The sequence below is a fragment of the Flavobacterium sp. HNIBRBA15423 genome (assembly GCF_052655965.1).
Window position 1 is genome coordinate 510990 of the sequence record NZ_CP199751.1, and the last position, 15090, is coordinate 526079.

The 15090-nt window shown below is 30.4% G+C and carries 12 protein-coding genes; 4 read left to right on the forward strand and 8 right to left on the reverse strand.

Going from position 1 to position 15090, the window contains the following annotated elements:
- Positions 1-72 precede the first annotated feature (72 nt).
- Entirely contained in the window at positions 73-756 is a 684-nt protein-coding gene (cmk, locus tag ACULEV_RS02160) for a (d)CMP kinase (protein ID WP_445457047.1), read from the forward strand.
- A 28-nt stretch (positions 757-784) separates the two neighbouring features.
- On the opposite strand, the gene ACULEV_RS02165 is transcribed toward cmk, so the two are convergent.
- Entirely contained in the window at positions 785-1141 is a 357-nt protein-coding gene (locus tag ACULEV_RS02165; RefSeq protein WP_445457048.1) for an iron chaperone, read from the reverse strand.
- A gap of 518 nt (positions 1142-1659) precedes the next feature.
- Between ACULEV_RS02165 and rpsA the strand changes: the two genes are divergently transcribed.
- The gene (gene rpsA / locus ACULEV_RS02170; RefSeq protein WP_445457049.1) at positions 1660-3435 is read left to right on the forward strand and encodes a 30S ribosomal protein S1; all 1776 of its coding nucleotides are present in this window, start codon (positions 1660-1662) and stop codon (positions 3433-3435) included.
- Between the two features lie 63 nt (positions 3436-3498).
- Here the strand turns inward: rpsA and ACULEV_RS02175 are convergent, their stop codons facing one another.
- Positions 3499-4413 (reverse strand): hypothetical protein, encoded by a 915-nt coding sequence (locus tag ACULEV_RS02175; RefSeq protein ID WP_445457050.1) that lies wholly within the window; start codon positions 4411-4413, stop codon positions 3499-3501.
- 357 nt (positions 4414-4770) lie between these two features.
- Between ACULEV_RS02175 and ACULEV_RS02180 the strand changes: the two genes are divergently transcribed.
- Entirely contained in the window at positions 4771-5244 is a 474-nt protein-coding gene (locus tag ACULEV_RS02180; protein ID WP_445457051.1) for a DUF6428 family protein, read from the forward strand.
- Between the two features lie 625 nt (positions 5245-5869).
- On the forward strand, positions 5870-8698 hold the full coding sequence (locus ACULEV_RS02185) for a family 16 glycosylhydrolase (RefSeq protein ID WP_445457052.1): 2829 nt from the start codon (positions 5870-5872) through the stop codon (positions 8696-8698).
- Positions 8699-8784: 86 nt separating this feature from the next.
- Here ACULEV_RS02185 and ACULEV_RS02190 read toward each other — a convergent pair whose 3' ends face one another.
- The 6 genes from ACULEV_RS02190 to nhaC form a co-directional block, all read right to left on the reverse strand.
- Entirely contained in the window at positions 8785-9558 is a 774-nt protein-coding gene (locus ACULEV_RS02190; protein ID WP_445457053.1) for a sulfite exporter TauE/SafE family protein, read from the reverse strand.
- A 38-nt stretch (positions 9559-9596) separates the two neighbouring features.
- Complete coding sequence (locus tag ACULEV_RS02195) at positions 9597-9857, reverse strand: DUF6952 family protein (RefSeq protein WP_445457054.1); 261 nt, start codon at positions 9855-9857, stop codon at positions 9597-9599.
- 67 nt (positions 9858-9924) lie between these two features.
- Positions 9925-10233 carry a thioredoxin family protein gene (locus ACULEV_RS02200; protein WP_445457055.1) on the reverse strand — a complete coding sequence of 103 codons (309 nt, stop codon included), beginning with the start codon at positions 10231-10233 and terminating at the stop codon, positions 9925-9927.
- 88 nt (positions 10234-10321) lie between these two features.
- Positions 10322-10957, reverse strand: coding sequence for a peroxiredoxin (locus tag ACULEV_RS02205; protein WP_445457056.1), 636 nt, complete (start codon positions 10955-10957; stop codon positions 10322-10324).
- Between the two features lie 244 nt (positions 10958-11201).
- A complete protein-coding gene (gene katG, locus ACULEV_RS02210; RefSeq protein ID WP_445457057.1) occupies positions 11202-13385 on the reverse strand; it encodes a catalase/peroxidase HPI in 2184 nt (727 codons plus the stop codon).
- Positions 13386-13536: 151 nt separating this feature from the next.
- Complete coding sequence (gene nhaC / locus ACULEV_RS02215; RefSeq protein WP_445457058.1) at positions 13537-14994, reverse strand: Na+/H+ antiporter NhaC; 1458 nt, start codon at positions 14992-14994, stop codon at positions 13537-13539.
- Positions 14995-15090 lie beyond the last annotated feature (96 nt).

Below are 15090 nucleotides of genomic sequence, written 5' to 3' on the forward strand. Positions count from 1 at the left end.
AAAGAGCAGAGAAAATAGAATTTCAATCTGAGCAATTATAATCATAAAGAACAAACTATAAATAGTAAAAGTTTGAAAAAAATTACAATAGCAATAGACGGTTTTTCGTCAACTGGTAAAAGTACTTTGGCTAAACAATTAGCGAAAGAATTAGGCTATGTATATGTAGATACTGGAGCAATGTATAGAGCAGTAACTTACTTTGCTATGCAAAACGGGTTTATTACTGAAAAATATTTAGATAAAGAAGGTTTAATAGCTGAGTTACCTAATATTCAATTACAGTTCCAATATAATTATGATTTAGGGTTTGCTGAAATGTATTTGAATAATATAAATATAGAGCAACCTATTCGCACAATTGAAGTGTCTCGAAATGTAAGCCAAATAGCTGAAATTTCTGAAGTAAGAGCTAAATTAGTGGAGCAGCAACAAGCTATGGGTAAAAATAAAGCCATTGTGATGGATGGAAGAGATATTGGAACAGTGGTTTTTCCTGATGCCGAATTGAAATTGTTTATGAATGCTTCCGCAGAAACTAGAGCACAAAGACGTTTTGAAGAATTAGTTGAAAAAGGGCAAAATGTTACTTTTGAAGAAGTGCTTGAAAATGTACAACAGCGTGATTATATTGACACACATAGAGAAGATTCACCATTAGTAAAAGCTTCAGATGCTATTGAAATAAACAATTCGACTTTGAGTAAAAAAGAACAGTTTGAATTAGTTATGAAGTTGATTGAAGAGAAGATGTAAATTTTAGAATCTTTTTTGTTTAAACTTTTTACTTACTCAAATTTTCTTTTACTCTAAATACTACTATTTTTTCTATTAAATCATAAGGTATGGATTCAGTAAGAGGGAATTGAACAGAACCTTTCCCTTGTTTGTATTTTGACAATTCCTTTTCAAACTCTTTATGTCCTGTAGGTGTGGCATAAAAACCAATATGGTTTTTATAAGCCGCAAAATATACCAAAGGTTTATTGTTGAGTTTATAAGCTGGCATTCCATAAGATATATTTTCTATACAATTTGGTGCGTTTTTTATTATTGTTTCCCGAATTTTTTGCAATAGATGTTGGATCTTACTTGGAAAAGTAATTATGTAATCATCAACGGATGTGAAATTGGTTTTCATATTTTATTTTTTGGTTCAATTAAATCTTCAAATACAACTGTTGTTCTACAAATTCCTTTTCTTGAAGTCTTCAGTATAGTTGAAAAACGAATGAGTTTTCAAATGAAATAAATAACAAAATTATTGAATAGTAAATATAATGAAAAATCAGAACAAGTAAAAAATTGGAGTTTAAATAACAGATATTTATTTGGAATATAACACTTTAAATTCTTGTTTTAAGTTTAAAATATTTTGAACATAAAGTGCTAAATATTTTAGTGTTTTTTTAATTGTGTATGGTTATTGTATTTGAAATATCTTATAAGGCATTTTTTAGATTCTCTTTTCTTTTTTTCTTTCATCTATTTTCTCTTTGTAAATATTTGGTAATTAATAAATTATTTGTAATTTTGCACACCTTTTGACAGAATTGGGTTTTCATTAGGTATCAATCATTTATGTAAACACTGTTGTTGTTTTTAGTCTGTATTGAAAAACCCTGTAAAAGCACAACATACAAATTTTTAAATCAGCATATGTCTGAAATTAACAAAACACAAGAAGAGTTTTTAGCAAATTTTAACTGGCACAATTACCAAGAAGGAATTGATGTAGTAGATGAAAAAAACTTATTAGAATTTGAAGAATTAGTATCAAAAACTTTTATTGATACTAAAGATGAAGAAGTTGTTGAAGGTACTGTAGTTAGAATTACTGATAGAGACGCTATCGTTGATATCAATGCTAAATCTGAAGGTGTTATTTCTTTAAACGAATTCCGTTACAATCCAAACTTAAAAGTAGGAGATAAAGTAGAAGTACTTATCGATATTCGTGAAGACAAAACAGGTCAATTAGTATTATCTCACAGAAAAGCGAGAACTATCAAAGCATGGGATAGAGTTATTGCTGCTCATGAGTCTGGTGAAATCGTTAATGGTTTTGTAAAATGCAGAACTAAAGGTGGTATGATTGTAGATGTTTTCGGAATTGAAGCATTCTTACCTGGTTCTCAAATTGATGTGAAGCCAATCCGTGATTACGATCAGTATGTAAACAAAACTATGGAATTCAAAGTAGTTAAAATTAACCACGAATTCAAAAATGTAGTTGTTTCTCATAAAGCGCTTATCGAAGCAGATATCGAAGAACAAAAGAAAGAAATTATTGGTCAATTAGAAAAAGGACAAGTTTTAGAAGGTGTGGTTAAAAACATTACTTCTTACGGTGTGTTCATTGACTTAGGTGGTGTAGATGGATTAATCCATATTACTGACTTATCTTGGTCTAGAATTAATCATCCAAGCGAAGTTCTTGAATTAGATCAAAAATTAAACGTTGTAATCCTTGATTTTGATGACGAGAAAACAAGAATTCAATTAGGTTTAAAACAATTAAATGCTCATCCTTGGGATGCTTTAAGTGCTGATTTAAACATTGGTGATAAAGTAAAAGGTAAAGTAGTTGTTTTAGCTGATTACGGTGCTTTCATCGAAGTTGCTGAAGGTGTTGAAGGTTTAATCCACGTTTCTGAAATGTCTTGGTCAACTCACTTAAGAAGTGCTCAAGATTTTATGAAAATTGGTGATGAAGTTGAAGCAGTTGTTTTAACTCTTGATAGAGATGAAAGAAAAATGTCTTTAGGGATTAAACAAATGACTCAAGATCCATGGACTGATATCACAGCAAAATATCCAGTAGGTTCTAAACATACAGGTATTGTTAGAAACTTTACAAACTTTGGTATCTTCGTAGAATTAGAAGAAGGAATCGATGGTTTAGTTTATATTTCTGACTTATCTTGGACTAAGAAAATCAAGCACCCATCTGAATTTGTGAATGTTGGAGATAAAATGGACGTTGTTGTATTAGAATTAGATGTTGACGGACGTAAATTATCTTTAGGTCATAAACAAACTACTAATAATCCATGGGATAAACATGAAGATGCTTTTGCTGTAGGAACTGTTCATAATGGTACTATTGGTGAAATCGTTGACAAAGGTGCAACTGTAGATTTTGGTGATGATGTTGTTGCTTTTATTCCAACTCGTCATTTAGAAAAAGAAGATGGTAAAAAATTGAAAAAAGGTGATGTTGCTGACTTTAAAGTAATTGAATTCAATAAAGAATTCAAAAGAGTTGTAGCTTCTCATACAGCTATCTTCCGTGAAGAAGAAGAAAAAGCAGCTAAAACTGTTGAAACTAATAATACTTCTTCTACTAATAATAATGCAGAAAAATCAACTTTAGGTGATCTTGATGTATTAGCTGAATTAAAAGCTAAAATGGAAAAAGGAGAAAAAAAATAATTTTTTCTAATTTTTAATATTTAAAATTCCCAACTTGTAAAAGTTGGGAGTTTTTTTATACAATCATTTGGTCATAAAGTCAAATATACCATGAAAGTTTTGATGGGTTGTGGTTGTATTTAATAAGAACGTTGGATAAGGTAGAATACATGGTTTTATATTGATGTTATTTGTTATTATAGCTTGTGAACTCCCAATAAGCCATTTTTTTCCATAGCAATTATCATAGTAAAAACCTAATTCCTTCATAGTATAGGTGGCATTAGTTGATTTGTAGGAATATTTATTAATATAATCACCACCTGTTAATTCATATTCAAAAATATCACCTCTTTTTGAAGGACAAATATAATCTGTCAATCCAGAAATTGCATATAATTTTCCACCCATACTAGTTAATCCATTATATTGTTCTGTAGGTCCATTAGGGCCAAAAAGTGTGCAAATTCCTGAGGGAATGTCTACTTTCATTAATTGAGATGTTCCTTCTTTTATTCCTACAAGGTTATTGCCACTCGCATCTAAATTCTCGATGTCTTGTAAATAGTCAGTTGTATTGGCTTCAATAGTAGCTTGACCAGATGAAATATTTACTTTTAGCAATTTTTTTGGAAAATTTGAATTTTGACCAGTTACTGCCCATGCATAATCTGGAATACCAATCATATCAGACAAACCAGTTACACAAGTTACAGGCGTTCCAGCTATTTTAATTTGCGAAACAAAATTATACCCAATTGGAATTGTGTTTAATTCTACTTTGAAAATAAAAGATTCAATATTAGGTAAAATTGGACTTCCAGTTCCACTAGCTGGTAAGACTAATGCATAAAGTTCTCGACAAGGTGCTGCTGCTCTTTGAAAATTGTTGACTTCTTCATTTTGAAACTCCTTATTGTCTTTTTCTTCTAATTCATTTTGGCACGATAAAAGAAAAAGAAATACTAGACTAATCAATTGTAAATTAAATTTTTTCATGATGTTTAATTTTAGATTTTATCATTCAAAGTTAAAGTTCTCATGTGTCTTTTATTATAACGAATGTAACAACTTGCTGTTATGATGTATCATTGTTAGTTTAGAAAGAAATTTTTTAGAATATTTTAGTCTATTTAATTATTATATCGTAATATTGCAATACAATAATATTTGTATTAGAGTTTCAAAATAATTTTTTACAAACAAGTAAAATCAAATTGCTTTTTTATTTAAAATTATTTCTTGGCATTGTCATAACGAAAGGATAATTACAACTATTCAAAAACTATTTTAAAGGATTATCAAATAAAAATAGATAATGTTAATCCTATATTATTAATTACTAATTATAAAATTATGAAGTTATCAGAAATTAAAAACAAACTGAAAGAATTGTCAACAATTGCCTTTCAATTACCAAATGGAGATTTAGTTCCTAATCATTTTCATGTAACAGAAGTGGGTAAAGTCTCTAAACATTTTATTGATTGTGGAGGAACAGTTCGTAAAGAAGAAGTGGCTAATTTTCAATTATGGGAAGCTAATGATTATGATCATCGTTTGCATCCAGAAAAATTAATTCGCATCATAGAATTAGCTGAAAAAATTATCGAAATAGGAGATTTAGAAATAGAAGTAGAATATCAAATGAAAGATACCATTGGTAAATTTAGTTTGGATTTTGACGGAACAAACTTCTTGCTAACTTCTAAGCTAACCAACTGTTTGGCTCAAGATAAATGCGGTATTCCAGCAGAGAAACTAAAAGTAAAAATTGGTGAAGGGAAACTAAAAGAAAATTCATGTGCACCAGATTCAAGTTGTTGTTAATTGTAAGTAGCTAATCCAGCTATTCACGTTATCTTTTTTGTTTCAAACTATTTTTGTTAGTCTTAAAAGAGCTTCTATGGTCGCTTTTTAAGACTAACAAAAATTAGTTTTCAACTGCAAAAGGATGCTGTTACTATCTGGGCTAAAAAACCAACATGCCTAGAAAATTATCAATACAATAAAAATTTAAAGATATTGAATCTATTTTGTAAAAGAGAATGTAAGTATTCTTGTCTTTAGAATATTAGTGTCGTTTTTTTTTACTTCATTTTTTGTTAATAAAGGCAATTAGCTCAACATTACCTATACACCTTCTAAATCTCCTGTTTTTTGAGCAGCTATTTTTTTCAAATTCCTTTAGTGACTATCTATTAAATACCAAAAATGACGATGAAGTGCATCTTAGCATGTGTAAATTGATAATTATCAATTTTTTTTCATTTTGTATATTTTTTTTAGCCTTGTATTTGATTATATTATATTTTTTTAACGTTAAATTTATATAATTATAAAAATAAATGATTTAAAATAATAATATTTCATTTTTTGGTTTAAGGAGCTTCTTTTGAATAGAGAACAAATAAACTAAGATTCTGCATTAAAATAAACAAAAACTATACTAAACATGAAAATAAACAAAAACTTAAGTCTATTTATTAGAAGTAATACAGCATCAATAAGCTCAAAGAGTTTTATTAAATATGTTTTTCCTCTTTTTCTTTTTTTATCCTCTTCTTATGTGCTAAATGCGCAAATTGGTCCAGTTATTTGGGAAGATAATTTCAATACATTTAATAATCAATTATGGACAAAGGATATTGGTGACGGATGCAATATTGGACTATGTGGTTGGGGAAACCAAGAGTTACAATCCTATGAAGCTAATAATGTTTATGTAGCTGATATTCCTAGTGAAGCAGGAAATAAAGCTTTAGTGCTAGAAGCTAAAAATGAAGTTTCAGGTTCAAGAGGTTTTACATCTGGAAAAATAAATAGCGATAATAAAGTGGCTATTCATTATGGAATGATTGAAGTGCGTGTCCGAGTACCAAATCTAACTCAAGGCTTATGGCCAGCAGTTTGGATGTTAGGAACTGCAAACTTAACATGGCCAACGAAAGGGGAAATTGATATGATGGAAATGGGGTTTAGTCAAGCTGCTAGAGATATTCAAGGAGAAACTAGTTCGACAACTAATAATTATGTGGGAGCTAATGCTTTTTTCCCCACACCAGGAGGTGGAGTAGGAAATATTGCTTATGATGTAAATTATAACAAACCTTATGTGGCTACAACACCTTTAAACGATCGTTTTGTAAAATATAGAATTTATTGGGAGCCAACTCAAATTCGCTTTACTGTAGTTGATGGAAATACGGAGTATGATTTATATGAAAATCCATTTCCAATAGATGTTAATAATCCTAATACAACTCCTTTTACTAAGCCTTTTTATATGTTGATGAATTTAGCTGTTGGAGGTTCATTACCAGGAGTAACTTCAAACAACGGGATTAGTGCTCCTTTGCCTGGGAAAATGTATGTTGATTATGTTCGTGTACACAAATGGAACGGTCATGGAAGCGTAACTTTGTCAGATGGTTCTATTGTGGCAGAAACAGGCACTTTTGGTGTTTATACAGATGACACACCTACAACTAATAAACTAACATTTGGTACTGATTCAGAATTTTACATTTTTGGAGAGACTTTAGTAGCTAATACTGTAACATCACCTTATGAAGGTTCAAATGTATTGTTATTTACAAATGATAAAACTAAAGGTTGGTTTGGAGCAGGAATAATTAGTCTTTTTGGTAAAAATATGTCTAATTATAGCGATAATGGTTCGTTGAAATTTAAAATAAAAATTCCAGCTGATGTATCTTTTTTAATTGGAATTAATGATAATTATACAAATAGTGCTGAAGTGAAATTTCCTGCAGGACAAACAAAATACGGTTTAGTAAGGAATGGAGAATGGGGAGAAGTTACAATTCCAATAAGTGATTTAGGAGGATTAGTAGCTTTTCAAGATATGTCTTATCTATTTCGTATAGGAAGTGATGGAGCTATTCCTACGAATAATTTTCAGTTTGCTATAGATGACATTACTTGGATTGATGGTAATCCTTCAGTTTGTCAACCAACTCCAATTACTCCATATTATAATGTTAATGGACAAAGTTGGGTTTCAAATACTTCGGTTTCACTTCAATCAGGTGATAGTGTTGTTTTTGGTCCACAACCTACAACTGGAGGAAATTGGTCTTGGACTGGACCCAATAATTTTTCAGCTACAACAAGAGAAATAACACTTTCAAATGTTCAATCAAGTAATGCGGGCAATTATACAGCTACTTTTACTAATAATTGTGGAACAACAAGTAGTATAGTTTTTTCTGTAACTGTAAATACAGTGGCAACTTTTACACCAGATGAAAATAAAACATATTATATTAACAATCCTTTCCATAATAAAAGAATTGGTGCTAATGGTTCAGAAAATCCTTTTAGTACAGCAATAACTACAACAGGATCAACAGTAGAATGGAAATTTACAGCAGCATCAAATAATACTTATTATATAGATTGTGTTGGAGGACAAACAAATCCAAGATTACGTTCTGATAATTCAGATTTTACAGATATGCAACCATCAAGTTATGATGGTACATGGGAAAGATGGGAAATAACACCAGCAGGGAATGGAAAATTTTACCTTACTACTGTTGCTAGTAACCTCAGAAGATTACAAATGACAAGTGCTGGTATTTTAAAACAAGTTGGAATAGAATCGCAAGACACTTGGGAACAATTTACATTTACGGAAGCATCTCAAACTCCACCGCCTCCAGCAGATTCTTGTACAAGAGTCACAGCTAATGGAGATTTTAATGCTGTAATAACAAATGATTCTAATGAGTCATATATAACTTTTGTTCCTAATAGAGTTGGTGTGGGTAATAGTGTACTTATTTTATATTACAATACAACTCTTAATGGAACGTACCCTGGTTATTTAGTTCAACCAAATGTGCCTTTTAAGATAAATCTAAACGTAGGGCAAACAGCATATTTCTATTATACTTATAGCTTACCAACTGGAGGTGAGAGTAATACAGTTAATGATAAAATGAATTTTATTCTAGGTAGTTGTACTAGTAATAGTGCTAGAATGCCAGAAAATTTAACGGAAAGTAAGATAGTAACAGATGATATGTTTAAAATTTATCCAAATCCTATAAATGAGGAAGTAATTATTGAGATTAAAGATAAAGATTCTTTTGAAACTCTTTTAATGATGAATAGTGCAGGTCAAATTTTAGAGGAGAGAAATTTTAATGATAATACAAAGATTGTAATTAACACTTCTACTCTTAGTTCTGGAATCTATTTTGTTCAATTTAGGGGTTCATTAGGATTAAAAACTTGTAAAATTGTAAAACAGTAAAGTTATTTTTTGAATTAGTTAATTTTTTTTTTAAATACAGCATTATATTTTATCACATAAAATATAATGCTGTATTTTTAATTAAATTATATCCAACCCAATCCTAATGCTATTGATAAGAATACCAACATTATTGCAACAGTAATTTGTAAAAATTGTAAGGTTACTTTTTTTAATAATTTGTTGCCAATAAAAGCTCCACACATAGCGGCTAAAGTAGCAGAGATTAATAATGATAAATTATCAGTTAAGTTTATCTTTATTAGCTTTGAAGAATACACGCTTAGTCTTGTAAAATCTACAAAACATGAAATAATAACGGTTGTGCCAATAAATGCTTCTTTAGATAGACCAGCTTTAATAAGGAAAGCACTTCGCAATGCTCCTTGATTACCAGAAAGTCCTCCGAAAAAACCACTTAAAGCTCCACCAATAGGTAATTTATTCTTGCTAAATTCTAATTTTTTAAAATAAGGAATCAAATCAATTACTGCAAAAAATAAAAGTAGTGTAGCAATAATTAGTTTTAAAGGGAAAATTTGAAATGTTTTCCCAAATAATGAATAGCTATAAATTGCTTCCATATTTGGAATTTGTAATAATAGAAAAGCACCAATAAAAGCAAAAATAATCGCAGGTATTCCAAAACGAAATGCTACATCTTTGTCAAAATTTCTACCTACAATAAATAATTTGAAAATATTATTGAAAAAATGAACAATTCCAGTAAGTGCAATAGCTATTTCAACAGGAAAAAAGACCATAAATACAGGTGTTAATATAGTGCCAAGTCCAAAACCTGAAAAAAAAGTGAGAATAGCAGTTGCAAATGCAACAATTGATATGATAATAATTTCCATTAGAACTAAGATAAAAAAAAACTCTCAATAATGAGAGTTTATTCTTTATCAATAGAACCAAGTACGCGTTTCATAAAATCATTCAAAGCGGTTTTTTTATCTTTTCCTTCTTTTGTCATTTTATGAACTTCTAATGCTCCATACATATTAGATATTAATTCACCTAGAACATCAAGTTCTTCATCCTTCAATGAACTCACTTCTGTTAGGTTTTCTAAGACTTCAATAGTTTCAACTAAATAATCTGCATCATTGTCTTCAATGAATTGCGTCAACTGTTTTATAACAGGTAATTTCATTTTTTTTTGGATTTTAGATTTTTTGAATTTTGGATTATTCGAATAATCGATAAATCTAATAAACCAGTTAGATTACTTCACTCACTAATTCGGCTAATACTTCGGCTTTGTTAGTTTGAGTTTGGTTTACTAAAACTCCATTTTTGAAGGTAGCAAATGTGGGTAAATTATCAACTTTAGCTAATTTTCTAGATTCAGGAAAATTTTCAGCATCTACCATTAAAAAAGGAATGTTTTCATTTTCTGAAGCTAATTTCTTAAATTTTGGTTTCATAATTCTACAGTTACCACACCATGAAGCCGAATACTGTACAACTACAATATTATTTGTATTAATGATTTCTGATAAATTATCTTGTTCTATTTCTGTAAACATATTTTAAAATTTAAAATACAATGTCAAAATCAACAACAATAATGTTTTAAATTAGTGATGTTGATTTTGACATTGTTTTTTGTTATTGTTAGTTTTGGCTCAAATATGCAGCTGTACTTAAACGGTCTGCATTCATTGCATCTTTACCTTCTTCCCAGTTAGCAGGACAAACTTCTCCTTTAGTTTGAACGTGAGTATAAGCATCAATTAAACGTAAATATTCGTTTACATTTCTACCTAATGGCATATCGTTTACACTTTCGTGGAAAATTTTACCTTCTTCGTCAATTAAATAAGTAGCTCTAAATGTTACATTTGATCCTTCTAGTATTTCTTCTTCTAAATTTTCGTCATAAACCCATTCAGCATCAAGAATGTCTAAAGCTGCAGATAAATTTCTTGTTGTGTCAGCAAGTAATGGGTAAGTTACTCCTTCAATGCCACCATTGTTTTTTGGAGTATTTAACCATGCAAAATGTACTTCATTAGTGTCACAAGATGCACCAATAACGATAGTGTTTCTTTTTTCAAACTCTCCTAAAGCAGCTTGGAAAGCATGTAATTCTGTTGGACATACAAAAGTGAAATCTTTTGGATACCAAAACAGTAAAACTTTTTTGTTGTTTTTTGTAGCTTCTTCTAATACGTTGATTCTTAAATTATCTCCCATTTCCGAGATTGCATCAACTGTAATGTTTGGGAATTTCTTTCCTACTAATGACATAAGTTAAATAATTTTTAATGTTAATTTAATAATTCAAAATTACAAAATCAATTGTCATTTATGGATTGATTAGATGGTTTGTTTTTATTGAGTAATAGATAATAATTATGCATATATTTCTTACAATATATTAACGTTTTTTTTGCTTATAATTTAATATTATAGCTATAATTTATTCATATATTTAAATACCACCTAATTAGGTGGTATTTAAAATTTTACATATCTCACTTATTTATATGCTTTATACATCAAATCGGTCTGAATTCATGACTTTTACCCATGCTTTGACAAAATCTTTAACAAATTTTTCTTTTGCATCATCTTGTGCATATACTTCAGTATAAGCTCTTAAGATAGAATTGGAACCGAAAACTAAATCAACACGTGTAGCAGTCCATTTAGTTTCTCCAGTTTTTCTATTTACAATGTTGTATGAGTTTCTACCAGTTGGTTTCCAAGAATATTTCATATCAGTTAGATTAACAAAGAAATCATTACTTAAAACACCTATTCTATCTGTAAAAACGCCATGATTTGTTCCACCATGATTTGTCCCTAATACTCTCATTCCTCCTAACAATACTGTCATTTCAGGAGCAGTTAATCCCATTAATTGCGCTCTATCGAGCATTAATTCTTCCGGTTTTACTAAGTATTCCTTTTTTAACCAATTTCTAAAAGCATCATGAGTTGGTTCTAAATCTGAGAATGATTCCGCATCTGTCATTTCATCTGTTGCATCGCCTCTCCCAGCTAGAAAAGGAACTTTGATAGAAATGCCAGCTTCTTGAGCTGCTTTTTCAATTGCAGCGCTTCCTCCTAAAACAATTAAGTCTGCTATACTAACTTTTTTAGTTAAACCTGTTTGGATTTGAGTTAAGGTATTTAAAACTTTTTGTAATCTTTCTGGTTCATTTCCTATCCAATTTTTTTGAGGAGCTAATCGAATTCTTGCCCCGTTTGCTCCGCCTCTAAAATCGGAACCTCTAAAAGTTCTAGCACTATCCCAAGCGGTATTGATTAATTCAGATCTTGTTAAACCGCTATTTAGTAATTTTTCTTTTAATTCTTCAATTTCTGAATCTGATAGCGTATAATCAACTTTTGGAATTGGATCTTGCCAAATCAAATCTTCTTTTGGAACATCAGATCCTAGGTAACGATTTTTTGGACCTAAATCACGGTGAGTTAATTTAAACCATGCTCTTGCAAAAACATCTGTAAAATAATCAGGGTTTTTATAAAAACGCTCTGAGATTTCTCTATAAATGGGATCCATTTTCATAGCCATATCAGCATCAGTCATGATTGGATTGTTTCTTTTCGTTGGATCGAAAGCATCAATAGGTTTGTCTTCTTCTTTAATATTGATTGGTTCCCATTGCCAAGCACCAGCAGGACTTTTCTTTAATTCCCAATCATAAGTAAATAATAAATAAAAGTATCCATTGTCCCATTGTGTTGGATTAGTTGTCCAAGCACCTTCAAGTCCACTAGTTACTGTGTCTGCACCAATACCTGTTCTTGTAGGATTATGCCAACCAAATCCTTGTTCGTGTAATTCAGCAGCTTCTGGTTCTCTTCCCAGAATTGAAGCATCTCCATTTCCATGTGCTTTACCTACTGTATGTCCACCTGCTGTAAGAGCAACGGTTTCTTCATCATTCATAGCCATGCGTTTAAAAGTGGTACGCACATCAATTGCTGTTTTTAATGGGTCTGGTTTTCCATCAACTCCTTCTGGATTTACATAAATTAAACCCATTTGAACAGCAGCTAGTGGGTTGTTTAATGACTCTCTTTTTTCATCACTATCATATCTTTCTTTGGTTTCCGCTAACCATTTTTTTTCAGAACCCCAATAAATATCTTTTTCTGGATGCCAAATGTCTTCACGACCACCTGCAAAGCCAAAAGTTTTTAGTCCCATTGATTCATATGCCATGTTTCCAGCTAAAATCATTAAATCTGCCCATGAAAGTTTATTTCCATATTTCTTTTTAATTGGCCAAAGTAATCTTCGAGCTTTGTCTAAACTTGCATTATCTGGCCAGCTATTAAGAGGAGCAAATCGTTGGTTTCCTGTATTACTTCCACCTCGACCATCTGAAACTCTATATGTTCCTGCAGAATGCCATGCCATACGAATCATTAAACCACCATAATGACCCCAATCTGCAGGCCACCAATCTTGACTTTCTGTCATGAAATTTTTTAAATCTGTTTTTAATGCTTCTAAATCTATTTTCTTAAATTCTTCCGCATAATTAAAATCTTCTCCTAAAGGATTGGTTTTAGTGTCCTGTTGATGGAGTATGTCTAAGTTAAGTGATTCTGGCCACCAATATTGATTGTTTGTCCCTGCTTTTATAATATCCTCTTTTTGATGAAAAGGACATTTACTTAAGTCGTTTGAATGTTCCATAATTTTGTTGGTTTTATTATTAATTTATTGTTTGTTGATAAATGCATTTAGAATCAATTGATTGTTTCTCAAAATTACAAATAAAAAAACCACTACTTCTTTTAAGTAATGGTTAATTTTTATTTAAAAATAGATTTTGATTATAGTGTATCTATTTTTTAATAGTAGAAACTAATTGTTTTATTTTAATATTGAATGCAGCAAAAATTAAGGTCATAAACGGACTTAAAATATTAAAAAAGGCATAAGGAAGATAATCTAAAGTATCAACACCTAAAGTTCCTGACTGATATGCTCCACATGTATTCCATGGAATTAAAACAGAAGTTACAGTCCCAGAATCTTCTAATGTTCTACTTAAATTTTCTGGTGCTAATCCTTTATCGGCATATGCTTTTGCAAACATTTTTCCTGGAACAACAATTGCTAAATATTGATCAGAAGCTGTAATATTTAAAGCTAAACAACTTCCTACAGTGGAAGCAAATAGCCCTAAAGTAGATTTAGCTAAACTTAATAAACCTTGACTAATTCTTGATAAAGCTCCAATAGCATCCATTATTCCTCCAAAAACCATAGCGCATAAGATTAGCCAAATAGTACCTAACATTTTTTGCATACCTCCAGATTTAAAAAGATCGGTTAAAGTTTCATTGTTAGTTGGAATTACTGAATCTGTAGTGATAGCATTTAATACACCTTTATATGCATTCGTAAAATTCAAAGATTCTCCTCCAGAAAGCATTAAAATAATTTCTGGTTGAAAAATAATTGCGAAAATAGCTGCTAATAATATACCTACTAATAATGCAACTAGGGGTTCGGTTTTTTTAATGATTAGCCCAATAACAATTACTGGTACTAGAAATAACCAAGGAGTTATATTGAATGATTTTTGAATATCTGCTAATAATAAAGAAGAATCTGCTATTCCTGTTGTTTCAACAGTCAAGCCTAGTATTATAAATAAAATTAGTGATATGACATAAGTTGGTATCGTAGTTAACGTCATATATCTAATATGTGTGAACAAATCAGTTCCTGCCATTGCTGGAGCCAAATTTGTAGTGTCAGACATTGGTGATAGTTTGTCTCCAAAGTAGGCTCCTGAAATTACGGCTCCTGCTACCATTCCTACTGGAAAGCCTAGAGCACCACCAATACCAATTAAAGCAATTCCTACCGTAGCTGATGTTGTCCATGAACTTCCAGTTGCAATTGAAATAACTGAACAAATAATTAATGTAGCTGGTAAAAAGATAGCTGGACTTAATATTTGTAAACCATAATATATCATTGAAGGAATGATACCGCTAACAAGCCATGTGCCTGCTAAAGCTCCTACCATTAATAAGATAAGTATTGCTCCAGTAGTAGATTTAATATTTTCTGCTACTTCGTCCATCATATTTTTGAAGGATATTTTGTTGAAAAAACCAACAATTGCAGCCACTGCCGCACCTAGTAATAAAATAAATTGATTGCTTCCTCCTAATGCGCTGTCTCCAAATACATATACATTGTAGCCTAACATTGTAACTAATGCTATAACTGGAATTAGTGCTTCCCAAATATTTAATTCTTTATTTTTTATAATTTTTTTGTCCATTTATTTTTATTTGAAGACGCAATATAGCCAAAGTGTTAGTATTCTCAAAGAACAAATACTAATATATAGGAGTTTGGTTTGTTAATTAATAAGATT

Excerpts from the sequence above, each read along its gene's own strand:
- ACULEV_RS02165 (WP_445457048.1), bottom strand. The coding sequence starts at position 1,141 with ATGAAAACCAATTTCACATCCGTTGATGATTACATAATTACTTTTCCA.
- rpsA (WP_445457049.1), top strand. The coding sequence starts at position 1,660 with ATGTCTGAAATTAACAAAACACAAGAAGAGTTTTTAGCAAATTTTAAC.
- ACULEV_RS02175 (WP_445457050.1), bottom strand. The coding sequence starts at position 4,413 with ATGAAAAAATTTAATTTACAATTGATTAGTCTAGTATTTCTTTTTCTT.
- ACULEV_RS02180 (WP_445457051.1), top strand. The coding sequence starts at position 4,771 with ATGAAGTTATCAGAAATTAAAAACAAACTGAAAGAATTGTCAACAATT.
- ACULEV_RS02185 (WP_445457052.1), top strand. The coding sequence starts at position 5,870 with ATGAAAATAAACAAAAACTTAAGTCTATTTATTAGAAGTAATACAGCA.
- ACULEV_RS02190 (WP_445457053.1), bottom strand. The coding sequence starts at position 9,558 with ATGGAAATTATTATCATATCAATTGTTGCATTTGCAACTGCTATTCTC.
- ACULEV_RS02195 (WP_445457054.1), bottom strand. The coding sequence starts at position 9,857 with ATGAAATTACCTGTTATAAAACAGTTGACGCAATTCATTGAAGACAAT.
- ACULEV_RS02200 (WP_445457055.1), bottom strand. The coding sequence starts at position 10,233 with ATGTTTACAGAAATAGAACAAGATAATTTATCAGAAATCATTAATACA.
- ACULEV_RS02205 (WP_445457056.1), bottom strand. The coding sequence starts at position 10,957 with ATGTCATTAGTAGGAAAGAAATTCCCAAACATTACAGTTGATGCAATC.
- katG (WP_445457057.1), bottom strand. The coding sequence starts at position 13,385 with ATGGAACATTCAAACGACTTAAGTAAATGTCCTTTTCATCAAAAAGAG.
- nhaC (WP_445457058.1), bottom strand. The coding sequence starts at position 14,994 with ATGGACAAAAAAATTATAAAAAATAAAGAATTAAATATTTGGGAAGCA.